This is a genomic window from Mesotoga sp. H07.pep.5.3 (genome assembly GCF_002752615.1).
GTDB classification, from domain to species: Bacteria; Thermotogota; Thermotogae; order Petrotogales; family Kosmotogaceae; genus Mesotoga; species Mesotoga prima.
Genome location: NZ_AYTV01000025.1, coordinates 191771 through 212079, shown reverse-complemented (window position 1 = coordinate 212079; position 20309 = coordinate 191771). Strand labels below are relative to the sequence as shown.

Genomic DNA, 20309 nt, shown 5'->3' with positions numbered 1-20309 from the left:
CCCTTCATTTGGAGGAAATAATGAGAAGCAAGAGATGGGTTCCATGGGCTTTCCTTGCCCTTCCTCTTACGATGTATTCTATATGGGTCATATATCCATTGATCAGTACGCTTCTTCTCAGCTTCACCAGCTGGGACGGGGTCTCGATGTCCAAAGATATTATTGGCCTGGACAACTTCAGAGAATTGTTCAGAGACCCATATTTCATTGTTTCCTTGATCAACAATATTAAGTGGCTGATTGGATTTGCGGTGGTATGCGTACCTGCGGGCCTGGGGATTGCTCTTCTTCTAGACCAGAACTTTCGGGGAAACAAGCTTTACAAGACACTTGTCTATCTTCCTATGACCCTTTCGTTCGTTGTCATTGGACAGATCTGGTCCTGGATTCTCGAGCCAAAAAGCGGCGTTTTGAACAGTTTTTTGGCGTTGCTGGGATTCAAAGGTGTTTCGTGGTTGAGCGACCCCTCCATAGTAACCTACTCTCTGATAATGGCAGCGTCTTGGAGGCAGATTTCTTACGCTATGGTTCTTTTTCTTGCCGGGCTTAAGGGAGTTCCGAGGGAACTAGTTGAAGCTGCCACGGTTGATGGCGCTGGTCCTTGGAAGAGATTCTGGAACGTCGTGCTTCCGATGCTCAAGCCCGCGACCGTTGTGGCCGTTACGGTAAGCGTTATCGATTCTCTCAGAGCTTTCGATATTGTCTATGTTCTGACACGCGGCGGACCTTTCTACTCATCATCTGTGATGGCGAACTACATGTACATTAAGGCATTCAACAATTACAGGATGGGCTACGGATCATCAATTGCAACTATTCAGTTCTTGATTACTCTGGTATTCATTGTGGTATATATGCGGAATGTGTTGAAAAAGGAGGTCGGAAGCGAATGAAGAAGACCCTTTTCTACATATTCGCCACCCTCCTGGTGCTAGTCTGGCTAATGCCTTTTGTCATAACGATGTTTACTTCAGTGAAGAGCATGGATGAACTCATGATGGGAAGAAGATGGTGGGAACCACCTAAAGAACTAAGATTCGAGAATTACGCAACTGCTTGGCAGGACGCCAATATGGGCAGATACTTTATGAATACATTTATAATTACGGTGCCTTCCGTTCTTGGCGCGCTGTTTCTTTCCAGTCTGGGCGCATTTGCATTGGCATGGTACGATTTCAGACTTTCCAAAACTATTTTGATGACTTTTGTGGGCGGCATGCTTATTCCGTTTCAGATGCTCTTGATACCGGTATATCGTATGTCGATCTCTTTCGGAATCTACGATAGCTATATCGGTGTTATTCTCTTTCATATTGCATTTCAGCTTGGTTTCTGCACTTTCTTTTTGAGGAACTTCATGAAGACAATTCCTGCAAGTATATTCGACGCTGCAATGATTGACGGAGCCGGTCACTTCTTGATATACAGAAGAATCGTTTTGCCTCTCGTAGTACCTGCTATGGCAGCTTTGGGAATTCTCGAGTTCACATGGATATGGAACGACTATCTTTGGTCTCTAATACTGATACAAAGCGACAGATTCAAGCCTGTTACCTTAGGTCTTGTAAATCTTCAGGGTCAGTGGATTACGAGCTGGAATGTTATGGCTGCCGGGTCTATAATTGCAGCAGTCGTCCCTCTGGTAGTATTTCTTCTTTTCCAGAGGTACTTCATAGAAGGACTTACAGTTGGGAGTGTTAAGGGATGAATTGGTTTGGAGCGGCTTATTATCCGGAGCACTGGCCTCGTGAGCGTTGGAAAAAAGACGTAAGAACAATGGGAGAAATCGGGATCAACGTAGTACGGATAGGAGAATTCTCCTGGAGCGTAATCGAGAGAAAACGAGGCGAAATTGATTTTTCCGTTCTCGATGAAGCGGTTGATCTTCTCGATTCAGAAGGAATAAAAGTGATTATGGGAACTCCTACCTGTACGCCTCCACCCTGGCTAACGAAAGAGTTCCCTGAGATACTTCAGAAGGATGTCAACGGACTCGTCATAGCAAGTGGCAGTAGAAGGCATTACTGTTTCAACTCGAAGATCTATCGTGAGGAGACATCAAGAATAGTCGAAGCTTTTGCCGATCACTTTGGCAACGATCCGAGGATAGTTGCATGGCAAATCGATAATGAATTTGGATGTCACAATTCTACAGTCTGCTTTTGCGAGGATTGTGCGGTTGCATTCAGGGATTGGCTGAAGAAAAAGTATGGTTCAATCGATAAGCTTAACAAAGCTTGGGGAACGGTTTTTTGGAGTCAGATTTTCAATGACTGGGAAGAGATAGAACCGCCGAGAAGGACTCTTACTTCGCCAAACCCTTCCCTGGTACTAGATTATAGGAGATTTTCCTCTGATTCTGCGATAGACTATCATAATCTGCAGAGGGAGATCATCATGAGAAAGAGCGAAGCACCTATAACCCACAATCTTATGGTGAACTTTACGGAGATAGACTATAAGAAGCTTTCAGACTCTATCGACTTCGTATCATGGGACAACTACATTGTAGGGGATTACGATCCAGATCTTCAAGCTCTCAACCATGATCTGATGCGCTCCCTCAAGAAACAGCCCTTTCTTGTCATGGAACAACAGCCAGGAAGGGTTAACTGGCGCGCTGTGAATCCTTCATACGAAAGCAGTCAGCTGTCATTTTGGGTAAAGCAGTCTTTTGCACACGGTGCATTCGGATCGCTGATCTTCAGATTCAGGCAACTGCCTTTTGGTTCAGAGCAATTTCATACTGGATTAATCGACTATGATGGTGAACCCACTGAACGTGCACAAGCTTTTTCAAAAGCTATAGAAAAATTAACAGACTGGAGTGTTGTTGTTCCACAAAGAGAAGCGGCGATTTACATTGACTATGAGAATTTTTGGATAAATGATACGGACAATTTGAACAACAAATTCGATTTGTTGATAGACGGAATTTTGCCGGTCTATAAGTCAGTTAGAAGTCTTGGTTATAGCGTGGATTTCGTTTTTCCCGGCGATTCATTGGAAGGGTATTTACTGGCTTTCGTTCCTTCAAGTTTCAAACTTGAACGATGCTTCGTCGAAGAGCTGAGGAAGTTTAAAGGGGATATTTTCTTCACGGCTCTTACGGATCAAAAAGATGGGCGCAATTTCATCAAGAAGACCGAAGAAAGTTTTATCACTGAACTAATGGGTCTTAGAGTCGTTGATGCAGGAGGAATTGAGACGAAAGTAGAGATATCTTTTGCCGACCATGTTTTCAATGGCTCCTTTGTCGTAGAGAAAATTCTCCCGAGCGAAGATTGTGAGGTACTTGCCGTCTATCTAAATGGGCCTTTTACTAATCATCCTGCTCTAATAAAGAGAGCGAACATGTATTACTTGAGCACAGTTCCTGAAATCGTGTCTTTCCAAACTCTTCTTATTGAAGCCGGAATAGAAAGAAAAGCAAGTGGGCCTGGAAGAGTTATTAAGGGCGAATCTAACACGATTCTTCAAAATCCTTTTCCACATAGCATAACAATGGAAGTCGGTGGGAAGGACTACACTCTTAACGAGTACGAGGTCAGGAGAGTCCAAACTGGCTTATCTAAGAATAATCGATGAGTTCCTTCATGTTTTGGAAAGTAAATTCGCGCGACCCAACTGTGACATGGCCACTACAGGAAGAACTGATACTTCTGAGCCCCGTTTATTATTGAAGAACTCTTTCTCGCAAATTCTTAGTCTGCTCATGCCCACAACAACACAGTAATTTGCCTTTCATCCGACAATTGCGCGAAAAACAAACCAACATTTAAGATTGAAACACAGCATGGTTCAGATAGAACCCCTTCTCATGGGTTCTATTCATCAATGACAGGGCAGCCAATTTTGACCGGCGTTTCTAGCAATTCTATTTCAGAAGCTGCGGCGTTTGCACCTATGTCTACCCCAGAATCGATTTCCCAGGATTCTAGATCTGTAAAATCGAATATTGCGCCGTTGTGAGAAACCAGCCGCCTAGGTTCTTCAATGCCGTTGAATCTTGAGAGTTGCTCTCGAGTGAAGACAAGCAGACCTACCAAATATCCTTCTCGACTTCGGCGGTTCCATGTGGAGAGTCTGCGAGTATGTCTCTAGTCAGTTCTCGTCCGGCACCATGGGGTTGACCCTGATGATAACCGTTTCTCCAAAGAGCAAGCTCGATCACGTGGTAAACGTTCCCTTCTACTGCAACATATGCTTTTTCGCCGTCATGACCTTTCGTTCTTCAAGCTCGTCATTTGTTGTTCCAAGTATTGCTATCGGTTCAACGCCCGAAATTTTGCGAACACCTTGCGGAGAGTCTTTGCATTACTCGGATGTCAGTTCGCTCCAAGCGAGATGCATCCCGGCCTGGTGAGAATCGTTCTGCCACCTGTTTAGTCGGGAAAGGTCATAGCCCTTGCCTCATATGTTCCGAGTTCATCGAGAGCTACTACGGGTGCTCCGGCCGATTCTAGGCCACCCGTCTTATTTTCCTTGTGTGGGGAAGTACTTTCAGCTCGCAAGTAAATGCCTGCACCGAAGAATAAAGAGCCATGTGGTTGCCGGTAGACCAAAGTCTCAAGGGCTGTAAATCGAAAAATGAACAACGAATTGTAACATGAGCGGGATTGTTTGACTTGACGTTGGATCTCGATAGGGCTGTAGAAGTGAATACTGGGCTGAGCTCAGAAAATGTAGAAAGGTGAAGATCTTCGCGAAAAATATCCGTGGATCTCCCAAAAACCGATATTCCGGAAATCAGAGCACCGGCAGTATCAACGCAAGAACAAATCTATCCTTCTCATATAAACCTCCTTCTCACCTTGACAGATCCGTAGATCGCTTCCGTAAACAAAATTCTCACCTGAACCTTTCGGAAGCTTGCATGATTTTTGGAAGTTCTGCAGATTGAGGGAAATGGTGTTTGCAAAGGAAAGCGCATACATCCTGGATCAATCGATACTGCTTTACCTCAAAACTTACACAAAAAAACAGAGGGCCCTTGTGGGCCCTCTGTGGTTGTTTATCAGTAGTAGATAAGTTCTAGAAGTAGATAAAACGCGTTTATAGTTTCGTATTGCTCGTCTATCTCCCAGTAGTAAAGATCGAAGGTACCGTCTTCATAAACTTCAAATTGCGCATATACTTCGGCGGGAATCCCACCTAGGTCAAATGTTCCGTAGAATTCAACTATATCGAGATCGTCAGTTGAAACGAAGTAGTCCCAATGTGGTTCGTAGAAGAAGCCATCGAATGCTTCACCCAGGGTCATCCAGTTGTAGTAAACATCGAAATAGGAGTTTTTGACTTCGGTGATCTTGGAGTCCATTATCGAAGCAAGCAGCGAGTCGATAGCTGCATCGTCCTGAGAGACATCGTCTATTCCCAGATACTCAATGTCGAAAGTACGTTCATCCAAGTTCACGGTGAATTGGAAAACCGTTTCTACAGTTTCATCTTCCTCGTAAAGAAAGCCAATGTACTCAACGACATCCTGATTGTCGGCGGTAACGAAGTAATCCCAGCTCCCATCTGAGAAATAGGTGCTGAAAGACTCGCCGATTATCTTGTCGGGATAATCGTAAAAATAGCCGTCCTTAACTACTGAGATTGCGACGTCTGCCCGCTCAGGCAGGAAGATCTTTTCCAGGAACGCGAACTGATTACTGTTATCCTGAGGAACACCGTTGATCTCCCAGTAATTCATTATGAAGGTTGAATCCTCTTCTTTGACTGAGAAGCGCATCTTTACCGTTGCCGCTTCACCATTTTCATCAAGATAGTTGCCGCTGAACTCGACAATGTTTTCGGTTCCCTCTTTAGAATATTTCCACCTGGGCATTTCAAAGAACGCTTCAAATGATTCACCGATCAAATTGTCTGGAAAGTTATTGAAAGTTCCCTCTGTGACAATGCTTATGAACCTTGCACTATCCTGAGGCAATAGCCGTTGCGCAAGTGCAATACTTGAAACCGACAATACCAACAACAATAGAATAGTGAACTTTTTCATAAAACTAACCTCCTTTATTTTCTCGCTTTTCTCACGTTGAATCTGTTCTACTTCAATCTTCCATCAGTAAGAAATGCCGAACCTCTGGATCCTGTTGCCCGATTGCTCAAGCACAAACACTGAGCCATCATCACTGAAATAGAGGTCAATCGGTCTCGTGAACAAACCGTGTGCTGTTCCTGAACCTCCCCACTCGAAAAGGAAGCTGCCTTTCGGGTCAAGAACAACAACCATATTATTCATTTTATTTATGTAGTGAAGATTACCAGAGCTATCGATTGTTGACCCTCCGGGTTGCCCCCATTTTCCGCTATAACCGGAGCCCCATTCAGCAACAAAGTTTCCCTCGGGATCATACTTCTGAATTCTTCTCACTATATAGTCCGAGATGTATATGTATCCATTGTTGTCAACACTGAGACCAGATACTGTTGCAAGATTCCCGGGATTCATTGCATCAAACATCCCGACTTTCGCTCCCACAGTAAGTATAAGTGTTCCTTCATTGTCGAATACCTGAACTCTTTGATTGAACGCATCACCAACGTATATACGATCAGATCTGTCGATTGCAAGATACATCGGTCCATCGAACTGACCGGGTTCCGGTCCCTTGCCTCCCCAAGATTTAACAAACTTGTTCTTGCTTGAAAACTTCTGTACTCTTCCATTCTGAGAATCCGCCACGTAGATGAAACCCTTTGAATCTACAACTATATCGTGAGGAAAGAGAAACTCTCCGTTTTCGCTGCCATAGCTTCCAAATGAGGTTTTGTATTTGCCGTTTTTGTCGAATACCTGAATTCTGTGGTTCAAAGTGTCAGCAACGTAGACTAAATCCTTTCCGTCAACGAAAATCCCTTGCGGATCGCTGAATTGACCATTCTTAGTTCCCTGAACTCCCCAAGACTTTTGGAAAATTGCAGAAGAACAAAACGATGGAACGGAAACAAGAAGTGCCAAAAGCAAAAGGACAAAATTCTTCAAAGACTTCACCCCTTCAAGCTTTTTATTTGCTTGTCTGATATTAGCACTCGAAGTATCAGAAATCTGTCGTTCTTATACAGTCGTTTCAAAAAATGTCTGAGGAGCATGGCGAATTGCAGCACAAGATTGATAGAGGAGCAAAACAAAGCAAAAAAGTGATGGGATGCTTTTAAGAGCAACTAAAGACTTAATTTGAGAATACAGGGCGTTGTCAGGGAGGCCGCAGTGCTCTAAACTATAGATGAGCCGCAGTTCCCCTCATAAGTAATCTTTTGTGGTCAATTTTATGATGGAGCGTTGAGTATAGAAACCCATTACAAACCAGATTGGATTGGAGGTGGCCCAATTGGCAAAGATGATCAAGAAGAACTACTTACTTGCACCAGGTCCGACGCCGGTTCCTATCGACGTTCTGCTTGAGGGTGCAAAGGATACGATTCATCACAGAACTCCGCAGTTCAATAAGATCTTTGAAAATGCGGTAAACGGCACGAAGGAGGTTTTCAAGACACAAAACGATCTCTTTATTCTTGCTTCTTCCGGTACGGGAGCGATGGAAATGGCCGTTGCGAACATAGTCAATCCCGGAGAGAAGTTAATAGTCTGTAGCGTTGGAAAGTTTGGCGAGAGATGGGTTGAACTTGCGAAGACTTTTCGTGCGGAGATAGTCTTGGTTGAAAGAGATTATGGAGACTTCTACACCCCGGAAATGGTTGAAAGAGCCCTGAATGAAAACCCCGATGCAGTTGCAGTTCTTACAACCCTTAGCGAGACGTCTACTGGAACAGTAATGGATATCGAAGGCATAAGTAAAGTTGTGAAGAAAGCAGGCAAACTCATCGCAGTAGATGGCATTAGTGGTTTAGTTGCCGAACGTTTGCTTACCGATGACTGGGGGCTTGATATAGTTGTATCTGGCTCTCAAAAGGGTTTTATGCTACCTCCTGGACTGGCTTTCATATCGTTCAGTAAAGAAGCTATCGAAAAGTCCAAGAACGTTAGTTCTACCAGTTTTTACTTCAACCTGAAGAAATACTTGAAGGATCCTATTCCATGGACGCCAGCTGTCAACCTGATCTATCAGCAGAGTCTTACCGTAAAAATGCTTCTCGAAGAAGGAATGGAAAACGTGTGGGCGAGACACGAACTAATGGGAAAGGCAACAAGAGAAGCCATAAAAGCCATGGGGCTGGAGCTTTTCTCCAAGAGGCCGGGAAATGTGCTTACTTCTGTCAAGGTGCCTGAAGGTGTCGACGGAGGCAAAATAGTCTCCATAATGAGAGACGAATATGGAGTAACGATAGCCGGCGGACAGGGTTCGATGAAAGGAAATATCTTCAGGATAGCCCACCTCGGGTATATGTCGGACTACGATATCATTATTGCCCTGACATCTCTTGAGAAAGTCCTCAGAAGGCTAGGGTTTAAGGTGGAGTACGGAACCGGAGCAAGAGTTGCTATGGAGATTTTCGAGAAGGAGGGCGCTTGATGCTTAGACTACATGTCAACGATCCTCTCGACAGGGATGCAATGAAGATCCTTGAGGACAGCAAGCTGTTCGAGATAACTGCTGAGCATCTAGATAAAGATGAGTTGCTGAAGAAGATGCCCGAAATAGAGATCTTGGTCGTGAGAAGTGCAACGAAGGTAACCTCTGAGGTGATCGATGCCGGAAAGAAGCTAAAGTTGATTGCAAGGGCCGGAGTTGGACTGGACAATGTTGACTTTGAGGCTGCGAAAAGGCACAACATAATGGTTAGAAACACACCTGGAGCCAACGCCATCTCGGTGGCCGAACTCACTTTCGGTTTGCTTCTCAGCCTTGTAAGGCACATTCCAAGAGGTACGTACGGCATCAAGGAAGGAAAGTGGGAAAAGACGGAAATGAAAGGTACAGAGATATTCGGCAAGACGATTGGCCTTATAGGATTTGGGGCAATAGGCCGAGAAGTCGCGAAGAGGGCTATTGCTTTTGGAATGAATGTCTGTGCTTACGATCCATTTGTAAAGGAAACTGAGATGAAAATTGAACTTGTTTCCTCACTGGATTCTCTATTCAGTAAATCAGATGTCATCTCGCTCCACATTCCTTTAACAGCCGAAACGAAACACATTGTTGGCGAAAAAGAGATCTCAGCGATGAAAGACGGCGTTATCATCATTAACGCAAGCCGAGGCGGAACAATTGATGAGCAGGCCCTATATAACGGGTTGGTTTCTGGAAAGGTTTCCGGAGCTGCCCTGGATGTTTTTGAAGTAGAGCCCCCTTCTGACGAACTTAGAAGGAAATTGATCGGGTTGGGCAATGTGATATGTGTCCCTCATGTTGGAGCAAGCACGACTGAAGGTCAGAAAAGGGTTGGCCTTGAAATGGCCAAGATTATCGTAGAAGAATGTAAGAGCATGCTATAATTCACATGATTTTTCTGGTGGAGGTGTAAACGTTGAAGGTTTACGTGGACAAAGATACTTGTATTGGATGTGGAGTTTGCGAGGGAATCTGTCCCGAGGTTTTCAAAATGAATGATGATGGAAAGGCCGAGGTTATTGTTCCCGAGACGGAAGCGGCTTGTGCTCAGGATGCTGCAGACTCCTGTCCAGTTCAGGCAATAAAAGTAGAATAGTTTCCAATTCTTAACGTTCACATGTAGGGGCAGACAAATGATCTGCCCCTTTCTATAGTGGAACACAAAATTTGTCTATTTTTTCTGAGTGTTAAGTCTGGTATAGTAGTAATTGCTTCGGAAAAACTTATTATTCGATATTTCCTATTTTGCGGTTCGCTTCAGGGTTAGAGCTATTATCCCGTGGAGGTCGTTGTGTCTAATTCTATTATAAGCACTCTGAAGAAGAAGGTCTCAAAGAAAACGTGGGACAACTGGTTCTCCACATTTGAGTTGAAGGTAGTCGAAGATGAAAGAGTCGTTTTCTCGGTCGCTAACCTGTTCATCAAGGACTGGCTTCAGACAAAATATGGAGCTGTTATTTCCGATTCTATAGCCGAGATTCTCGGCAGACGAGTCGCTTTTGAAATTGTGTACAAGAACAAGGAGACTCCCTCTGTAGATTCGACCAGCGACCAGATATCCGGTTCTCTGTTGAAGAGAAAGCCTCTGATGATTTCAAATCTAAATCCAGAGTATACGTTCAGTAATTTCGTTGTGGGAAGTGAAAACAAAGCCCTCTATGAAGTGGCTCTGGACGTAACCCAGAATCCGGGGAAGTATAATCCCTTCTTTGTTTATGGGGGAGTGGGATTGGGAAAGACTCATCTTCTGCAGGCGATAGCTCAGGAGACCATGAACAACTTTCCTGACAAGAAGGTTCTCTACATAACAAGCGAACAGTTCATGAACGACATGATTCAGTCGATAAAAGAGAACAACATTCAGAAGTTCAGAGATCATTACAGGAAGAAATCCGATATCCTTCTGATAGACGATATTCAGTTTCTAATAGGCAAGAAAGGTGTCCAGAATGAGTTTTTCCACTCCTTCAATGAACTTCACGATTCGGGGAAACAGTTGATAATCTGCTCCGACAGAAATCCCGAGGAGTTAGAGACATTCCACAGCAGGCTTAAGTCAAGGTTCCAGATGGGAATGCTGATGTCAATTCAAGAACCCCGTCCATCAACTAGGTTTCATATTGCCAAGCAGCTTGCTCAAAGGGAATCCGTCTCTCTCCCGGATGATGTTGCCAAAGTTCTCGCGGACAACATCGATGGTAACCTTAGAAGATTGCGTGGAGCAATTATAAAACTGATTGTACACAGTAGTGTCTTTAGATCACAGATAGATCTATCTCTGGCAACCCAGATTCTCCAGTCTTTCACTGGCTCGATAAACGTTCCAGCATTCCAGAGGCCGATTGACCAGATCTACTCCGCGATTGAGAAGACGATGAAGGTTACTAAGAAAGAAATCGAATCTGGGAGCAGGAGCAAGGACATTGTTCTTGCGAGGCAGTTAACTATGTACATTCTGAAGAACCATTTTGGTAAGCAAGTAACTGAAATAGCGCGTGAAACCGGAAAACAGCACTCAACGGTGATACACTCACTGAAGAAGATCGACAAGAGTGTGATGATGGGCAAGGGAGCAACAAAACTCCTGTACGACGATGTCATCGGGATAATAACTTCAAATTCGGCCGCTGTATAAAATTTCGTTAGGCTGCCAGATCTCTTTCTACTTTTCTTGTCTAAGCGCAACTAATCTGGACACTCTTAATCTGAATATTTCTTTGCGGAAAATTCCACCATTCTTCGTCAATAGATAATAAATTCAGTGAAATTTACTTAGTCTGGAAGGTAAAAATGAAATATGCAGTTAGTTTCTTGCTATTTTTGATATCTGCAGCTACGATCATCGGGACAATTTCCGACTGGCTGGCAAGCGGGCCTCGAGAATCGATGAATGAGATATCAGGAGCATTCCCGAACGTGGCTTATGGAGTGTTTGCCGTAAGTGAAGGATGTATAAGTCTGGAGGTGATAGTTTCCAGTAGAAAGATAATAGAAATACGAATACTCAAGAATCAATCAGACAGGTATGACATAAGAGCTTAAAAAACTGTGGATAGAATACTTGAAGCGCAGAGTCCCGACACTGATTTGTTTCTGGAGCCACAACCCCAAGCGGGTCTATCGTTGCGGCGGTCAAAAACGCACTAGATGAGGCTTCTTCATTTGCCAAATAATGGTGCATCTATCGCTACAGTTTTCGATGTATGCCGCTAACAGTCGCAGAGCAAAATGAGATTCAGCGGTGGAGCCGTAATTTTCGAGAGCCTTTTTGTAAGCTTGAATCTTACATCTCTGCCGGTTCGAAAAGGCTCAGTATCGGATTGTTTCTTTCCCCACAGATCTGCCAATGATTATCTCTTCCCGATAACAGAATACTTCCCTCTCCGATGTCAGAATACCTCTTTCCTTCGTAAGAATACTCGAGTGAAAAAGAGACCGTCATGGTTGCTTCCGAAGAATCTCTAAGGGTTTCTTCAGAGTGCAGTTCTATACTTATGTCTTCGTAGAGCTCGAAGAAGTCCGAGTAGAAAGAGGCAAGGCTGTCCTTCGGAAGAACTCTGCCGGAGGGATTACCCGGAGTAGCCACCCACACCTCTTCTGAGTAGAGTTCAATAATGCTGTCTTCCTTGGCTCTGTTTATTTCGCGCTCCAGTTTGGTTAGGACACTCTCTGGTGTGGCCAGCACATAGTTAATGCATCCGGAAGTAAGGATAGATAATGAAATCAGCGAAAGCAAAAGAAAGATGAAATTTCTTCTCGACAAAGCTTCACCCCCAGGTTAATCTTCTCCTCATATGATAGCAGATCGACAGGCCTAACTATCCTATGTTCTTAGAATCGTATGAATTAGAGATCTGTAAGATGAACTTGTGGAGAGTCGAACAAAATCATCACTCGGAAGTCTTACAGGTGGTAAGCTAGTCTAGCGGTTTTGTGGGGAGATTCATCTATGAGAATGAACATTGCTTATCTTTTCCTGGTAATCTTGACTACTGTTGTTATATCTGCAACCTTTCTGAACTTCAAAGACGACTACTCGAATATAAGAGTGCAGACGTCAGATATAAGAAGGGGTGAGTCTTTTTTGATCTCAGTCCCCAAATCCACATATGAAAGATCTACTCTTTCATATGTAAGGGGTGCAACACTAGAAAGTTTCTACAGCGATTCTGATCTCGTGTCATATTCTTTCTGCGCTGATGACAAGAATGCGGTCATTGTTGTTGATTTCAAGGGCCTGTTCAGAGCTAGCAAAACCCTTTCTTTAGAGTTCAATGATTTCATTGACAGTAATTCCGACGGTTTCCCTGATAAACTGGTGCTTGACTATGAAGACGCTGAGAACTTCAGAGCATGGTTTGTGAACATTGCTGCCTACCAGGTTATTGAGTTCTCAAATAACTGGAAATCCGAAGAAAGAGATTGTAGCGGGCTGATCAGATTCGCCGCCAGAGAAGCTCTTAAGACGCACGACGAAGAGTGGTTTTCCGAGACAGCAGTAGACTATGATCTGTGGCGTGAGAAGACTGGAATTGATCTGCGAAAGATTCCGGACGTTGGAGAGTATAACTACCCAGATATCCCGATACTGAGAAACAGAATCTTCATAAGCAACGACGGAGCCTTCACTTACTTTGCCGATGCTTACAACCTGGTTCGTAGTAGTATGGTGTTTAAGGGTAGGGATCTGAGAGCAGCAAGACCTGGCGACGTAATTTTCTTCCATCATCCTTCGCCGTCAACCTTTCATTCAATGATCTTCACCGGTGATGGCCTCATATACCATACTGGACCCCTTTCCGAAACCGATTCCGGTGTCTTGAAACTCTGGAGTATGGATGATTACGTAAGAACTATGCCTTACCAATGGCAACCAATATATTCTAACGAAAACTATCTAGGGGTATACGCTTTCAAGTTTCTGCCCCAGAAGTGATGGAGGGTGAACGCTATGAGAAAGGTATGTGTGCTTCTTCTAATTCTTCTTTTAGCAGGGTTAACAGCGATTGCATTTGAGATTCAGCGATATGGATACGAGCTGAGCTCTTCATTCGTGGAGTTCTATTCGCTTGATAATCTTCCAAGTGTCTACACCGATGACAAGGATTCTTTCATCGACATCAAGATCTACGATCTAGACGAGGAAGACCTTACTGGAGCGATAACAATTGGTGATATAAGAGTTTCGGGAGATCCTCTATATGCTTTAAGGCAGACAGTTAAGGAGAAACAGAGAATCTACTTGCCAAGAGAAGAACTCATGGGTCTAAGATTAATAGTTGTTTCATCGCAGTCCGGTACCGCAAAGCTAATGACGAGTTTCCGCATGGTTGGAGCCCAGTTGCTCGCTCATGAAGATGGAGCGATGTTGAGGCTCTGGAAGAAAGATGATGGGAGCTTCGTAGATCACTTCTCGCTTTACAGACTCAGTGATGGGGAGCTGCTGGGGCAATCTGAAGAGGGAGTTTTCGTCTTCGATTACCTTCCTAAAACCGAAGAGGCAATACTTGTTCAGTCTTCCGAGGGATCGATTCTATGGAGGCCAGGGGAGTACGATTACTATTTCTCTTCCAGGCACATCTCTTTGACGTTTACAGACAGACCGGCTTACAAAGCTGGAGAGGTAGTTAACTTCAGATCCTTCATCAGAGAAGTGACTCCATCAGGTTATAAGATACCGGAAATAGATTTTGTCGAAATCGAGATAGTCGATCCTTTGAACAGAGGAGTTTACGCCGAAACTCTGGAGCCAGACGATCTGGGATCAGTTGTCGGTAGTTTCCGAACATACTCCGAAATAACCAGAGGCTCTTACAGAATAATCGTTCGATGGGGTGAAAACGAGGATTACTACTACTTTCAGATTGCAGATTATAAAAAGCCTACTTTTTTTACACTGGCAGAACCCACAACCAGTGCCTTCAAAAAAGGAGAGCCTGTCACAATTGATGTCTCGTCGGAATACTACTTTGGAGACCCGGTCTCTCTTGGAAAGGTAGATTACACGATTTACAAAGGCACTCAATACATTGACAATGGCTCTGCAAGACTGGATGGTTCGGGAAAGACCGTAATAGGATACACTGGGGAGCTTGAAAGCGGAGCCTACTACGCGATAGTGACTGTGTCAGATGACACAGGTATGCAGTCACGGAGTGTGGTTGATTTCAAAATTGTACAGGGAAGTTTCGATTTCATAGTGGATTATAGATTCACCGAAAACGAGGCGCTTGTAACAATTGAAACCAGGTTGAATGACGATACTCCGATCTCTAAGCAATTCGAGATAAAGGCCTGGTACGAGGAATCGGTAATTCTAATGGATAAAGGCGAACACGTTGAAAAGAATCTAAAAATAAACGTATACAAGAGTGAACTATCGACCGATAGCGGAGGAAAGGCAGATCTATCGATCGATCTTAGGCAAGTTCCTCCAGATACGGTAGTGTACTTCGAAATAAATGGTTCACCTTCAGGGGAACCAGAAATTGTAAATACCTACTCAGTTTATACCGGTGGTTACTATGACTATTACGGGTCGATTCTAATCGATTCGGTGAAATCTGCGGAGCCAGGGTCTAGTGCAGAAGTGGTCTTCTACACAACGTCACCGATGGATCTGTGGATTATTTCTGATTTTTCGGGAGAGTTCAGTCAATTCCCATTCAGTTCGACTGAAGGAAAGAACACGGTTTATATAGAAGTACCCGAAGGGTATGCCTACGATAATTTCATGTTCTTCATCGTCGGATACAAGGACTATCAGATTATCCAATCAGGCCTGATCGAAGTCCAAACGTCTTCAAGAGAGCTATCAATAGAGACTCTCACTCAGGAAAGGTACAGTCCCGGTGATACGGTGAATATGAAAATCCAGGTTACCGATGCCGAAGGCAAACCAGCCGAAGTTGGGCTTACCGTTTCCGTTGTATCCCAGGCAATGTTATCCATATTTGAAGGGGACTACGATCAGTGGAAGGGATCGTTAGGCAGTCCTTTCAACAGAGGGTTTAACACAATCAGCATTAATGATCTCTACTATTCCGCCTACCCATCTATCGCAAAACTCGGAGATTTGCTTGAATCACAACCGCCGGCCGCAGAGTCCAAAGTTACGGGAGGTGCTCCGCTCGGCATGGGCGATCTAGGTGAAGATGAAAAGAGCCTTACCTCTGATGTAAGGGCAAGAAAGCTATTCAGTGATAGCGCCTTCTGGTCCACCGGAACTTTCACAGATGAGAACGGTCAGGCAGAATTATCTTTTGTAGTGCCTGAAGATCTCGATACCTGGACAGTAAGGGCTTTATCTTCCAGTACGAACGGTGATTTTAGCTACAGTAAATCGAGTTTCGAGACATGGAAACCAATGACGGTCAGCAGTTTTCTTCCAGAGTTTCTTATTGCTGGAGACACCGTAAGCCTTGTCTTCTCTGTTAAGAATAACCTTGATTCAACCATACCTGTAATCACCGGCTTCTATCTCGGCGAAGAAGTAATAGAGGAAAAGGGTTCTTCAATAAAAGCATTTGAGAGCCGTTCTTTCAGCTACGAGGTCAGTGTACAGGATCTCTTGTCCTCTGAGAAAGATCAGAAGCTCAAAGTGAAGTTTGTCGTCAAGGGAAGCCACGGCTCAGACGGAGTCGAATACGAGATTCCCATAAAGCCCAGGTTTTCTTACTCTCGATTCGGTACCCTTGATTTCCTTGAAGGGAACAAGACTCTCGAATTCTCAGAAAACTCTGCAGGAACGATTACGATTTCTTCCACTATTGATCCTATTCTTCTGGAGGCGGTCAGGTATTTGGTAGATTACCCTTACGGGTGTGTTGAGCAAACGATGAGCAGACTGCTTCCCGCACTAGCAGCTTCTCAGCTATTGGAAGAAGCGGATACTGCTTTCATCAACAAGGTCTCAAGAGTGGTAAGTGAAGGACTTGAGAGGTTATATGGGTATCAACATTATGATGGAGGCTGGGGCTGGTGGAAGGACGATAACTCCACGCCATTCATGACCGCGTATGTGATGCTGGGTTTATATCTCGCTACAGAGAACGGTTATGTTATCAATAAAGATGTGGTATCTATGGGCTATTCTGAGATGAAGGCTCTCTACAAGGAAGATCCAGATCCCTTCCTTCAATACGTGATAGTTCTCTTCAGCAGAAAGTTGAGGGATCCCGTAGGTTCTGTCGTCGATTTCAAAGGTGACGTTCCTTCCATAATTCTGACTTCGCTGGCCTACGAAGCGTTGAACATGGACGACAAGGCTGCGGATCTTATTGAAGAAGCGATGAAATACGTAGATCTGGATGCAGACGATGTGATTTCCGGGGCCAGTTTTGATTATTTCTTCGACGATATAGTTACCTTGTCTCTGCTTCTGAAGGCTTCGGTAGATCTGGAGATGCCTTCGGAGAAAATCTTTGAGATTTCGAAGAGACTTCTGAAGATGGGTAACGGAAGCTACTGGTATAGAACATCGTCAACGGCGCTAGCAATTCTGTCTCTGTCTTCCGTAAGTAGCTCGCTTTCGGAAAACGCCCAAGTAGAAGTTTCATTGACCGACGGAGAAGTTCTTTATAGCGGTAGGCTTTCTGAATCAATTACAATCCCATTTTGCGAAGAGAACGTAATTGTCGAAAGCTCAGAAATGGTAGCTGTCTCAGTAAATGGTGAGAAAGCAGTGGCAGCTGAGGAGATAGAACCTGAAAACTTGGGTTTGATCGTCAGCAGAGTTCTGAGAAGGAAGCTCGCCGTTCCTATGGATGACACTCATGTTCTTACAACACCGCAGATTGATTCACCATACGTTGTTTCGTCCATTAAGACCCTATCACCGGATGAAGTTGGTTCTCTCGAAATAAATGTATCAAAGACGGTTGAAAACATGCAGATTTCAATCAAAGACGGAGAGCTGCTTCTTGGAGAATACGGATTGGGTCTTAAGGTGTATGAAGGCGATGTTCTTGGAATCAGCAACGGCGAAATAATTATCAGAGCCTTTGAAGAGAGCTACTATGATGAACCGACAGTCGAAATCTATTCAGTTAGACTCGGTACCCCAGGTTCTCTTACCGCTGGTGAAACAATAGTCTCTGAGGTTCACATTAAGATTCCGGAAGACGTTCCGTACGTGGTTGTCGAAGATATGCTGCCAGCAACCGGAATATCCGTTGAGGAGAATCTAGAAGCAGACGTGCTCGGGTACACGAAGTTCTATTACTTCGACTACTACTGGTGGGGCTACACATTCAAAGACGCAAGATACGACCGAATTGCCTTCTTCTTTAGGGAAGGAGGAGAGTTTGTTACCAAAAACAGCTGGAGGATACTCACCAGTGGTGAATTCATAATTCCACCGGTTCAAGCATGGGCAATGTACGATTCTGATTACCGGGCAAATACCGAATCTATAGTGCTGGTTATCGAATGAAATCTCTGACATTGGTGGCATTTCTATTTTTTGGAATGACAGTTTTTTGCTTCACAAGCACATTCGTTTCATGGGAAATGCCGGAGCTTGAAGAATACAGAAGTCTTCTTGAAAGGTTGGTTGGCAAACCCGTCACGGGAACTTACCGCTTAATAATCGCTTCATCGACAGGAGAGTTCATGGAACTCTCCGGCCTAGGTTATTGGTTCATTGCAGCTGCAGAAGATAGCACGATCTTTGTTCAGCCTCTGAGTTTGGTTCCGAATTTAACGCAAACGGTTGCTCACGAAATGTGCCATCTCTTTCTCAGGCAGTATCGATTGCCCTACTGGTTAGAAGAAGGAATAGTGTGTTGCGTAACGGGGGAATGGATTGGTCGAAAAGAGCCGATACTCGACCGGGTGGAAAGCCTGGATTATTCAGAGATGGATTTCATGACTTACAGATCTTACAGCTTCAGCTGCTGGGTAGAAGTCTCGAGAATTCTAAGAGAAAGAACGTTCGGCGAACTGGTTGTTGCATTTGGAGAAGGGGTTGATGAGCAGGTTGAGTAAACGGGAGATAATAGAATGGGATTTGACAAGGCTTTACACTTCGGTTGATGACGAGACTATTTTTGAAGACATCAAGACCGTCTTAAGAGAAAAGGATGAACTCGTCAGAGATTACAAGGGAAGGATTTTTGCTGAAAGAATTACTTCTTATGAACTGAGGGGGTTGCTTGAAAAATCGGAGTCTCTTCTGGATCGTGCCGGCAAGCTGTCGATGTTTGCTTATCTAAATCATTCTGTTTTAACAGCAGATTCAGCGACTCAAAAACTAGTTCGTAAAATGGACGATCTAGAGGCGGCGCTTGAAAGTGGACTGATGTTTATTAAGCTTGAACTGGCACGAGTTTCAGACGACTTCTTTTCAGAGTTGAATGAATGTGATGAGTTGAAGAACTACAGACACTATTTCAATCTTGTTCGAGCGCTGAGAGACCATCAGTTATCGGAACCCGAGGAAGACATAATAGTAAGGAAAGACATTACGGGGAAAATGGCTATGCTGAATCTCTTTGACGAGTTTACCTCGACTTTTGAATACAGAATCTTTATTGATGGAGAAGAGAAGGTCCTTACCGAAAGCGAAGTCGAGAATCTAAGAAGCCATGGAAATGAAGGGATAAGGAAAAAGGCATTTGAAAGCCTCTTCAGAAAAACAGAGGAAAATAGTGTTATTCTGACGAACATCTACAACTCCCTCGCCAAGGACTGGGATCTTGACGCAAGCAAAAGGCACTTCTCCTCTCCAATTTCAATGAGGAACATTGAAAACGAGGTTTCAGACGAGTCCGTTCAGAATCTTATAGACGCGACTACGCAAGGTTATTCTATCGTGCAAGATTACTACCGTTTGAAGGCCCGTATCATGAACAAGGAAATCCTTCTTCACAGCGACATCTACGCACCGCTTGCAGATTCGAGAGATATATTCAGCTGGCAGGAAGCGAGAAATATGATACTTGAAGTAATGGAGAATTTTGATTCCCAAAGTGGACGAATTATTTCCGGTTTTTTCGATGGTGAATATATTCATGGATCGATAATTCCTGGAAAACGTAGTGGCGCATTTTGTTATTACGCCTCACCTGAAGTCCACCCCTATGTCCTTGTGAATTTTGGCGGGAAAACTAGCGATGTTTTGACGTTGGCACATGAGCTTGGTCACGGCTTGCATGGTGTGCTTTCTTCAAAACAGACTCATCTTAACTACGAGACGCCTCTCACCATGGCTGAAACCGCTTCGATTTTTTCGGAGATGCTTATGACTGATTTTCTTCTAGACAATATTAGTGGAAGGGTGGAAAAACTTTCGCTTATCTCAAAAAGAATTGAAGAGATACTGGCCTCGACGGCGAGACAAAATATGTTCACAAGATTTGAGATGGCTGCCCACAATATTATCTCTAGGGAGTTTCTTTCGTTCAAAGAACTGTCTGATCTGTACTTTGAAGAACTAAAGCTGATGTTTGCAGATACTATAGTATTTCTTCCTGAAAGTAAATTTGAATGGGCTCGCATACCACATATCTTTCACACGCCTTTTTATTGTTATGCCTACAACTTCGCTCAGTTGCTGGTTATCTCACTTTACAGGATGTACCTTGAGGACGGGGATGTGTTCAAGCGAAGGTATATACGACTGCTGGAGAGCGGTGGTTCGGACTCATCGGAGATTCTGCTGAAATCAGTTGGAATAGATATTTCCGAGCCTTACTTTTGGGAAAATGGACTTCACTTCATCCAGGAGAATTTTCTGGAAAGATTGCGGGACATAATCGATTCCTGATAGTATATATAGGTTATAATTCC

At 44.0% G+C, this 20309-nt stretch carries 16 protein-coding genes; 12 read left to right on the top strand and 4 right to left on the bottom strand.

Annotated features, from left to right (window positions below):
• The first annotated feature begins 20 nt into the window (after positions 1-20).
• Genes V513_RS12100 through V513_RS12090 form a run of 3 tightly spaced genes read left to right on the top strand, consistent with a single transcriptional unit; the run spans position 21 to position 3588 of the window.
• Positions 21-893: a carbohydrate ABC transporter permease gene (locus V513_RS12100; RefSeq protein WP_099772931.1), complete on the top strand. Its 873-nt coding sequence runs from the start codon at positions 21-23 to the stop codon at positions 891-893.
• A complete protein-coding gene (locus V513_RS12095) occupies positions 890-1708 on the top strand; it encodes a carbohydrate ABC transporter permease (protein ID WP_099772930.1) in 819 nt (272 codons plus the stop codon). The genes V513_RS12100 and V513_RS12095 overlap by 4 nt, the downstream gene beginning before the upstream one ends.
• Complete coding sequence (locus V513_RS12090) at positions 1705-3588, top strand: beta-galactosidase (protein ID WP_099772929.1); 1884 nt, start codon at positions 1705-1707, stop codon at positions 3586-3588. Before V513_RS12095 ends, V513_RS12090 begins: the two co-directional genes overlap by 4 nt.
• A 239-nt stretch (positions 3589-3827) precedes the next feature.
• Here V513_RS12090 and V513_RS12085 read toward each other — a convergent pair whose 3' ends face one another.
• The 3 genes from V513_RS12085 to V513_RS12070 all read right to left on the bottom strand — a co-directional run bounded on the left by V513_RS12085 (position 3828) and on the right by V513_RS12070 (position 7000).
• Positions 3828-4049 carry a hypothetical protein gene (locus tag V513_RS12085; protein WP_099772928.1) on the bottom strand — a complete coding sequence of 74 codons (222 nt, stop codon included), beginning with the start codon at positions 4047-4049 and terminating at the stop codon, positions 3828-3830.
• Positions 4050-5017: 968 nt separating this feature from the next.
• On the bottom strand, positions 5018-6004 hold the full coding sequence (locus V513_RS12075) for a hypothetical protein (protein ID WP_099772927.1): 987 nt from the start codon (positions 6002-6004) through the stop codon (positions 5018-5020).
• A gap of 63 nt (positions 6005-6067) precedes the next feature.
• Positions 6068-7000 carry an NHL repeat-containing protein gene (locus V513_RS12070; protein WP_257212105.1) on the bottom strand — a complete coding sequence of 311 codons (933 nt, stop codon included), beginning with the start codon at positions 6998-7000 and terminating at the stop codon, positions 6068-6070.
• A gap of 337 nt (positions 7001-7337) precedes the next feature.
• On the opposite strand from V513_RS12070, the gene V513_RS12065 reads away from it, so the two are divergent.
• The 5 genes from V513_RS12065 (at position 7338) to V513_RS12045 (ending at position 11561) form a co-directional block, all read left to right on the top strand.
• Entirely contained in the window at positions 7338-8480 is a 1143-nt protein-coding gene (locus V513_RS12065) for a pyridoxal-phosphate-dependent aminotransferase family protein (protein WP_099772925.1), read from the top strand.
• On the top strand, positions 8480-9403 hold the full coding sequence (locus V513_RS12060; RefSeq protein ID WP_099772924.1) for a hydroxyacid dehydrogenase: 924 nt from the start codon (positions 8480-8482) through the stop codon (positions 9401-9403). Before V513_RS12065 ends, V513_RS12060 begins: the two co-directional genes overlap by 1 nt.
• A gap of 32 nt (positions 9404-9435) precedes the next feature.
• Positions 9436-9615 (top strand): ferredoxin, encoded by a 180-nt coding sequence (locus V513_RS12055; protein WP_006487411.1) that lies wholly within the window; start codon positions 9436-9438, stop codon positions 9613-9615.
• A gap of 195 nt (positions 9616-9810) precedes the next feature.
• Entirely contained in the window at positions 9811-11154 is a 1344-nt protein-coding gene (gene dnaA / locus V513_RS12050) for a chromosomal replication initiator protein DnaA (RefSeq protein WP_099772923.1), read from the top strand.
• Between the two features lie 155 nt (positions 11155-11309).
• Positions 11310-11561: a hypothetical protein gene (locus V513_RS12045; RefSeq protein WP_099772922.1), complete on the top strand. Its 252-nt coding sequence runs from the start codon at positions 11310-11312 to the stop codon at positions 11559-11561.
• A 241-nt stretch (positions 11562-11802) separates the two neighbouring features.
• Here V513_RS12045 and V513_RS12040 read toward each other — a convergent pair whose 3' ends face one another.
• Complete coding sequence (locus V513_RS12040) at positions 11803-12282, bottom strand: hypothetical protein (protein ID WP_099772921.1); 480 nt, start codon at positions 12280-12282, stop codon at positions 11803-11805.
• A 186-nt stretch (positions 12283-12468) separates the two neighbouring features.
• Between V513_RS12040 and V513_RS12035 the strand changes: the two genes are divergently transcribed.
• Genes V513_RS12035 through V513_RS12020 form a run of 4 tightly spaced genes read left to right on the top strand, consistent with a single transcriptional unit; the run spans position 12469 to position 20286 of the window.
• A complete protein-coding gene (locus tag V513_RS12035; RefSeq protein WP_099772920.1) occupies positions 12469-13455 on the top strand; it encodes a DUF1175 domain-containing protein in 987 nt (328 codons plus the stop codon).
• A 15-nt stretch (positions 13456-13470) separates the two neighbouring features.
• Positions 13471-17952 carry an MG2 domain-containing protein gene (locus V513_RS12030; RefSeq protein WP_099772919.1) on the top strand — a complete coding sequence of 1494 codons (4482 nt, stop codon included), beginning with the start codon at positions 13471-13473 and terminating at the stop codon, positions 17950-17952.
• A complete protein-coding gene (locus V513_RS12025) occupies positions 17949-18506 on the top strand; it encodes a hypothetical protein (RefSeq protein WP_099772918.1) in 558 nt (185 codons plus the stop codon). Before V513_RS12030 ends, V513_RS12025 begins: the two co-directional genes overlap by 4 nt.
• A complete protein-coding gene (locus V513_RS12020; protein WP_099772917.1) occupies positions 18490-20286 on the top strand; it encodes a M3 family oligoendopeptidase in 1797 nt (598 codons plus the stop codon). The genes V513_RS12025 and V513_RS12020 overlap by 17 nt, the downstream gene beginning before the upstream one ends.
• Positions 20287-20309: the final 23 nt, after the last annotated feature.

What these genes read in the sequence shown, in the direction of transcription:
- V513_RS12075 (WP_099772927.1), bottom strand. Translation starts at nt 6,004, where the DNA reads ATGAAAAAGTTCACTATTCTATTGTTGTTGGTATTGTCGGTTTCAAGT.
- V513_RS12045 (WP_099772922.1), top strand. Translation starts at nt 11,310, where the DNA reads ATGAAATATGCAGTTAGTTTCTTGCTATTTTTGATATCTGCAGCTACG.
- V513_RS12095 (WP_099772930.1), top strand. Translation starts at nt 890, where the DNA reads ATGAAGAAGACCCTTTTCTACATATTCGCCACCCTCCTGGTGCTAGTC.
- V513_RS12100 (WP_099772931.1), top strand. Translation starts at nt 21, where the DNA reads ATGAGAAGCAAGAGATGGGTTCCATGGGCTTTCCTTGCCCTTCCTCTT.
- V513_RS12025 (WP_099772918.1), top strand. Translation starts at nt 17,949, where the DNA reads ATGAAATCTCTGACATTGGTGGCATTTCTATTTTTTGGAATGACAGTT.
- V513_RS12090 (WP_099772929.1), top strand. Translation starts at nt 1,705, where the DNA reads ATGAATTGGTTTGGAGCGGCTTATTATCCGGAGCACTGGCCTCGTGAG.
- V513_RS12020 (WP_099772917.1), top strand. Translation starts at nt 18,490, where the DNA reads ATGAGCAGGTTGAGTAAACGGGAGATAATAGAATGGGATTTGACAAGG.
- V513_RS12035 (WP_099772920.1), top strand. Translation starts at nt 12,469, where the DNA reads ATGAGAATGAACATTGCTTATCTTTTCCTGGTAATCTTGACTACTGTT.
- V513_RS12060 (WP_099772924.1), top strand. Translation starts at nt 8,480, where the DNA reads ATGCTTAGACTACATGTCAACGATCCTCTCGACAGGGATGCAATGAAG.
- V513_RS12030 (WP_099772919.1), top strand. Translation starts at nt 13,471, where the DNA reads ATGAGAAAGGTATGTGTGCTTCTTCTAATTCTTCTTTTAGCAGGGTTA.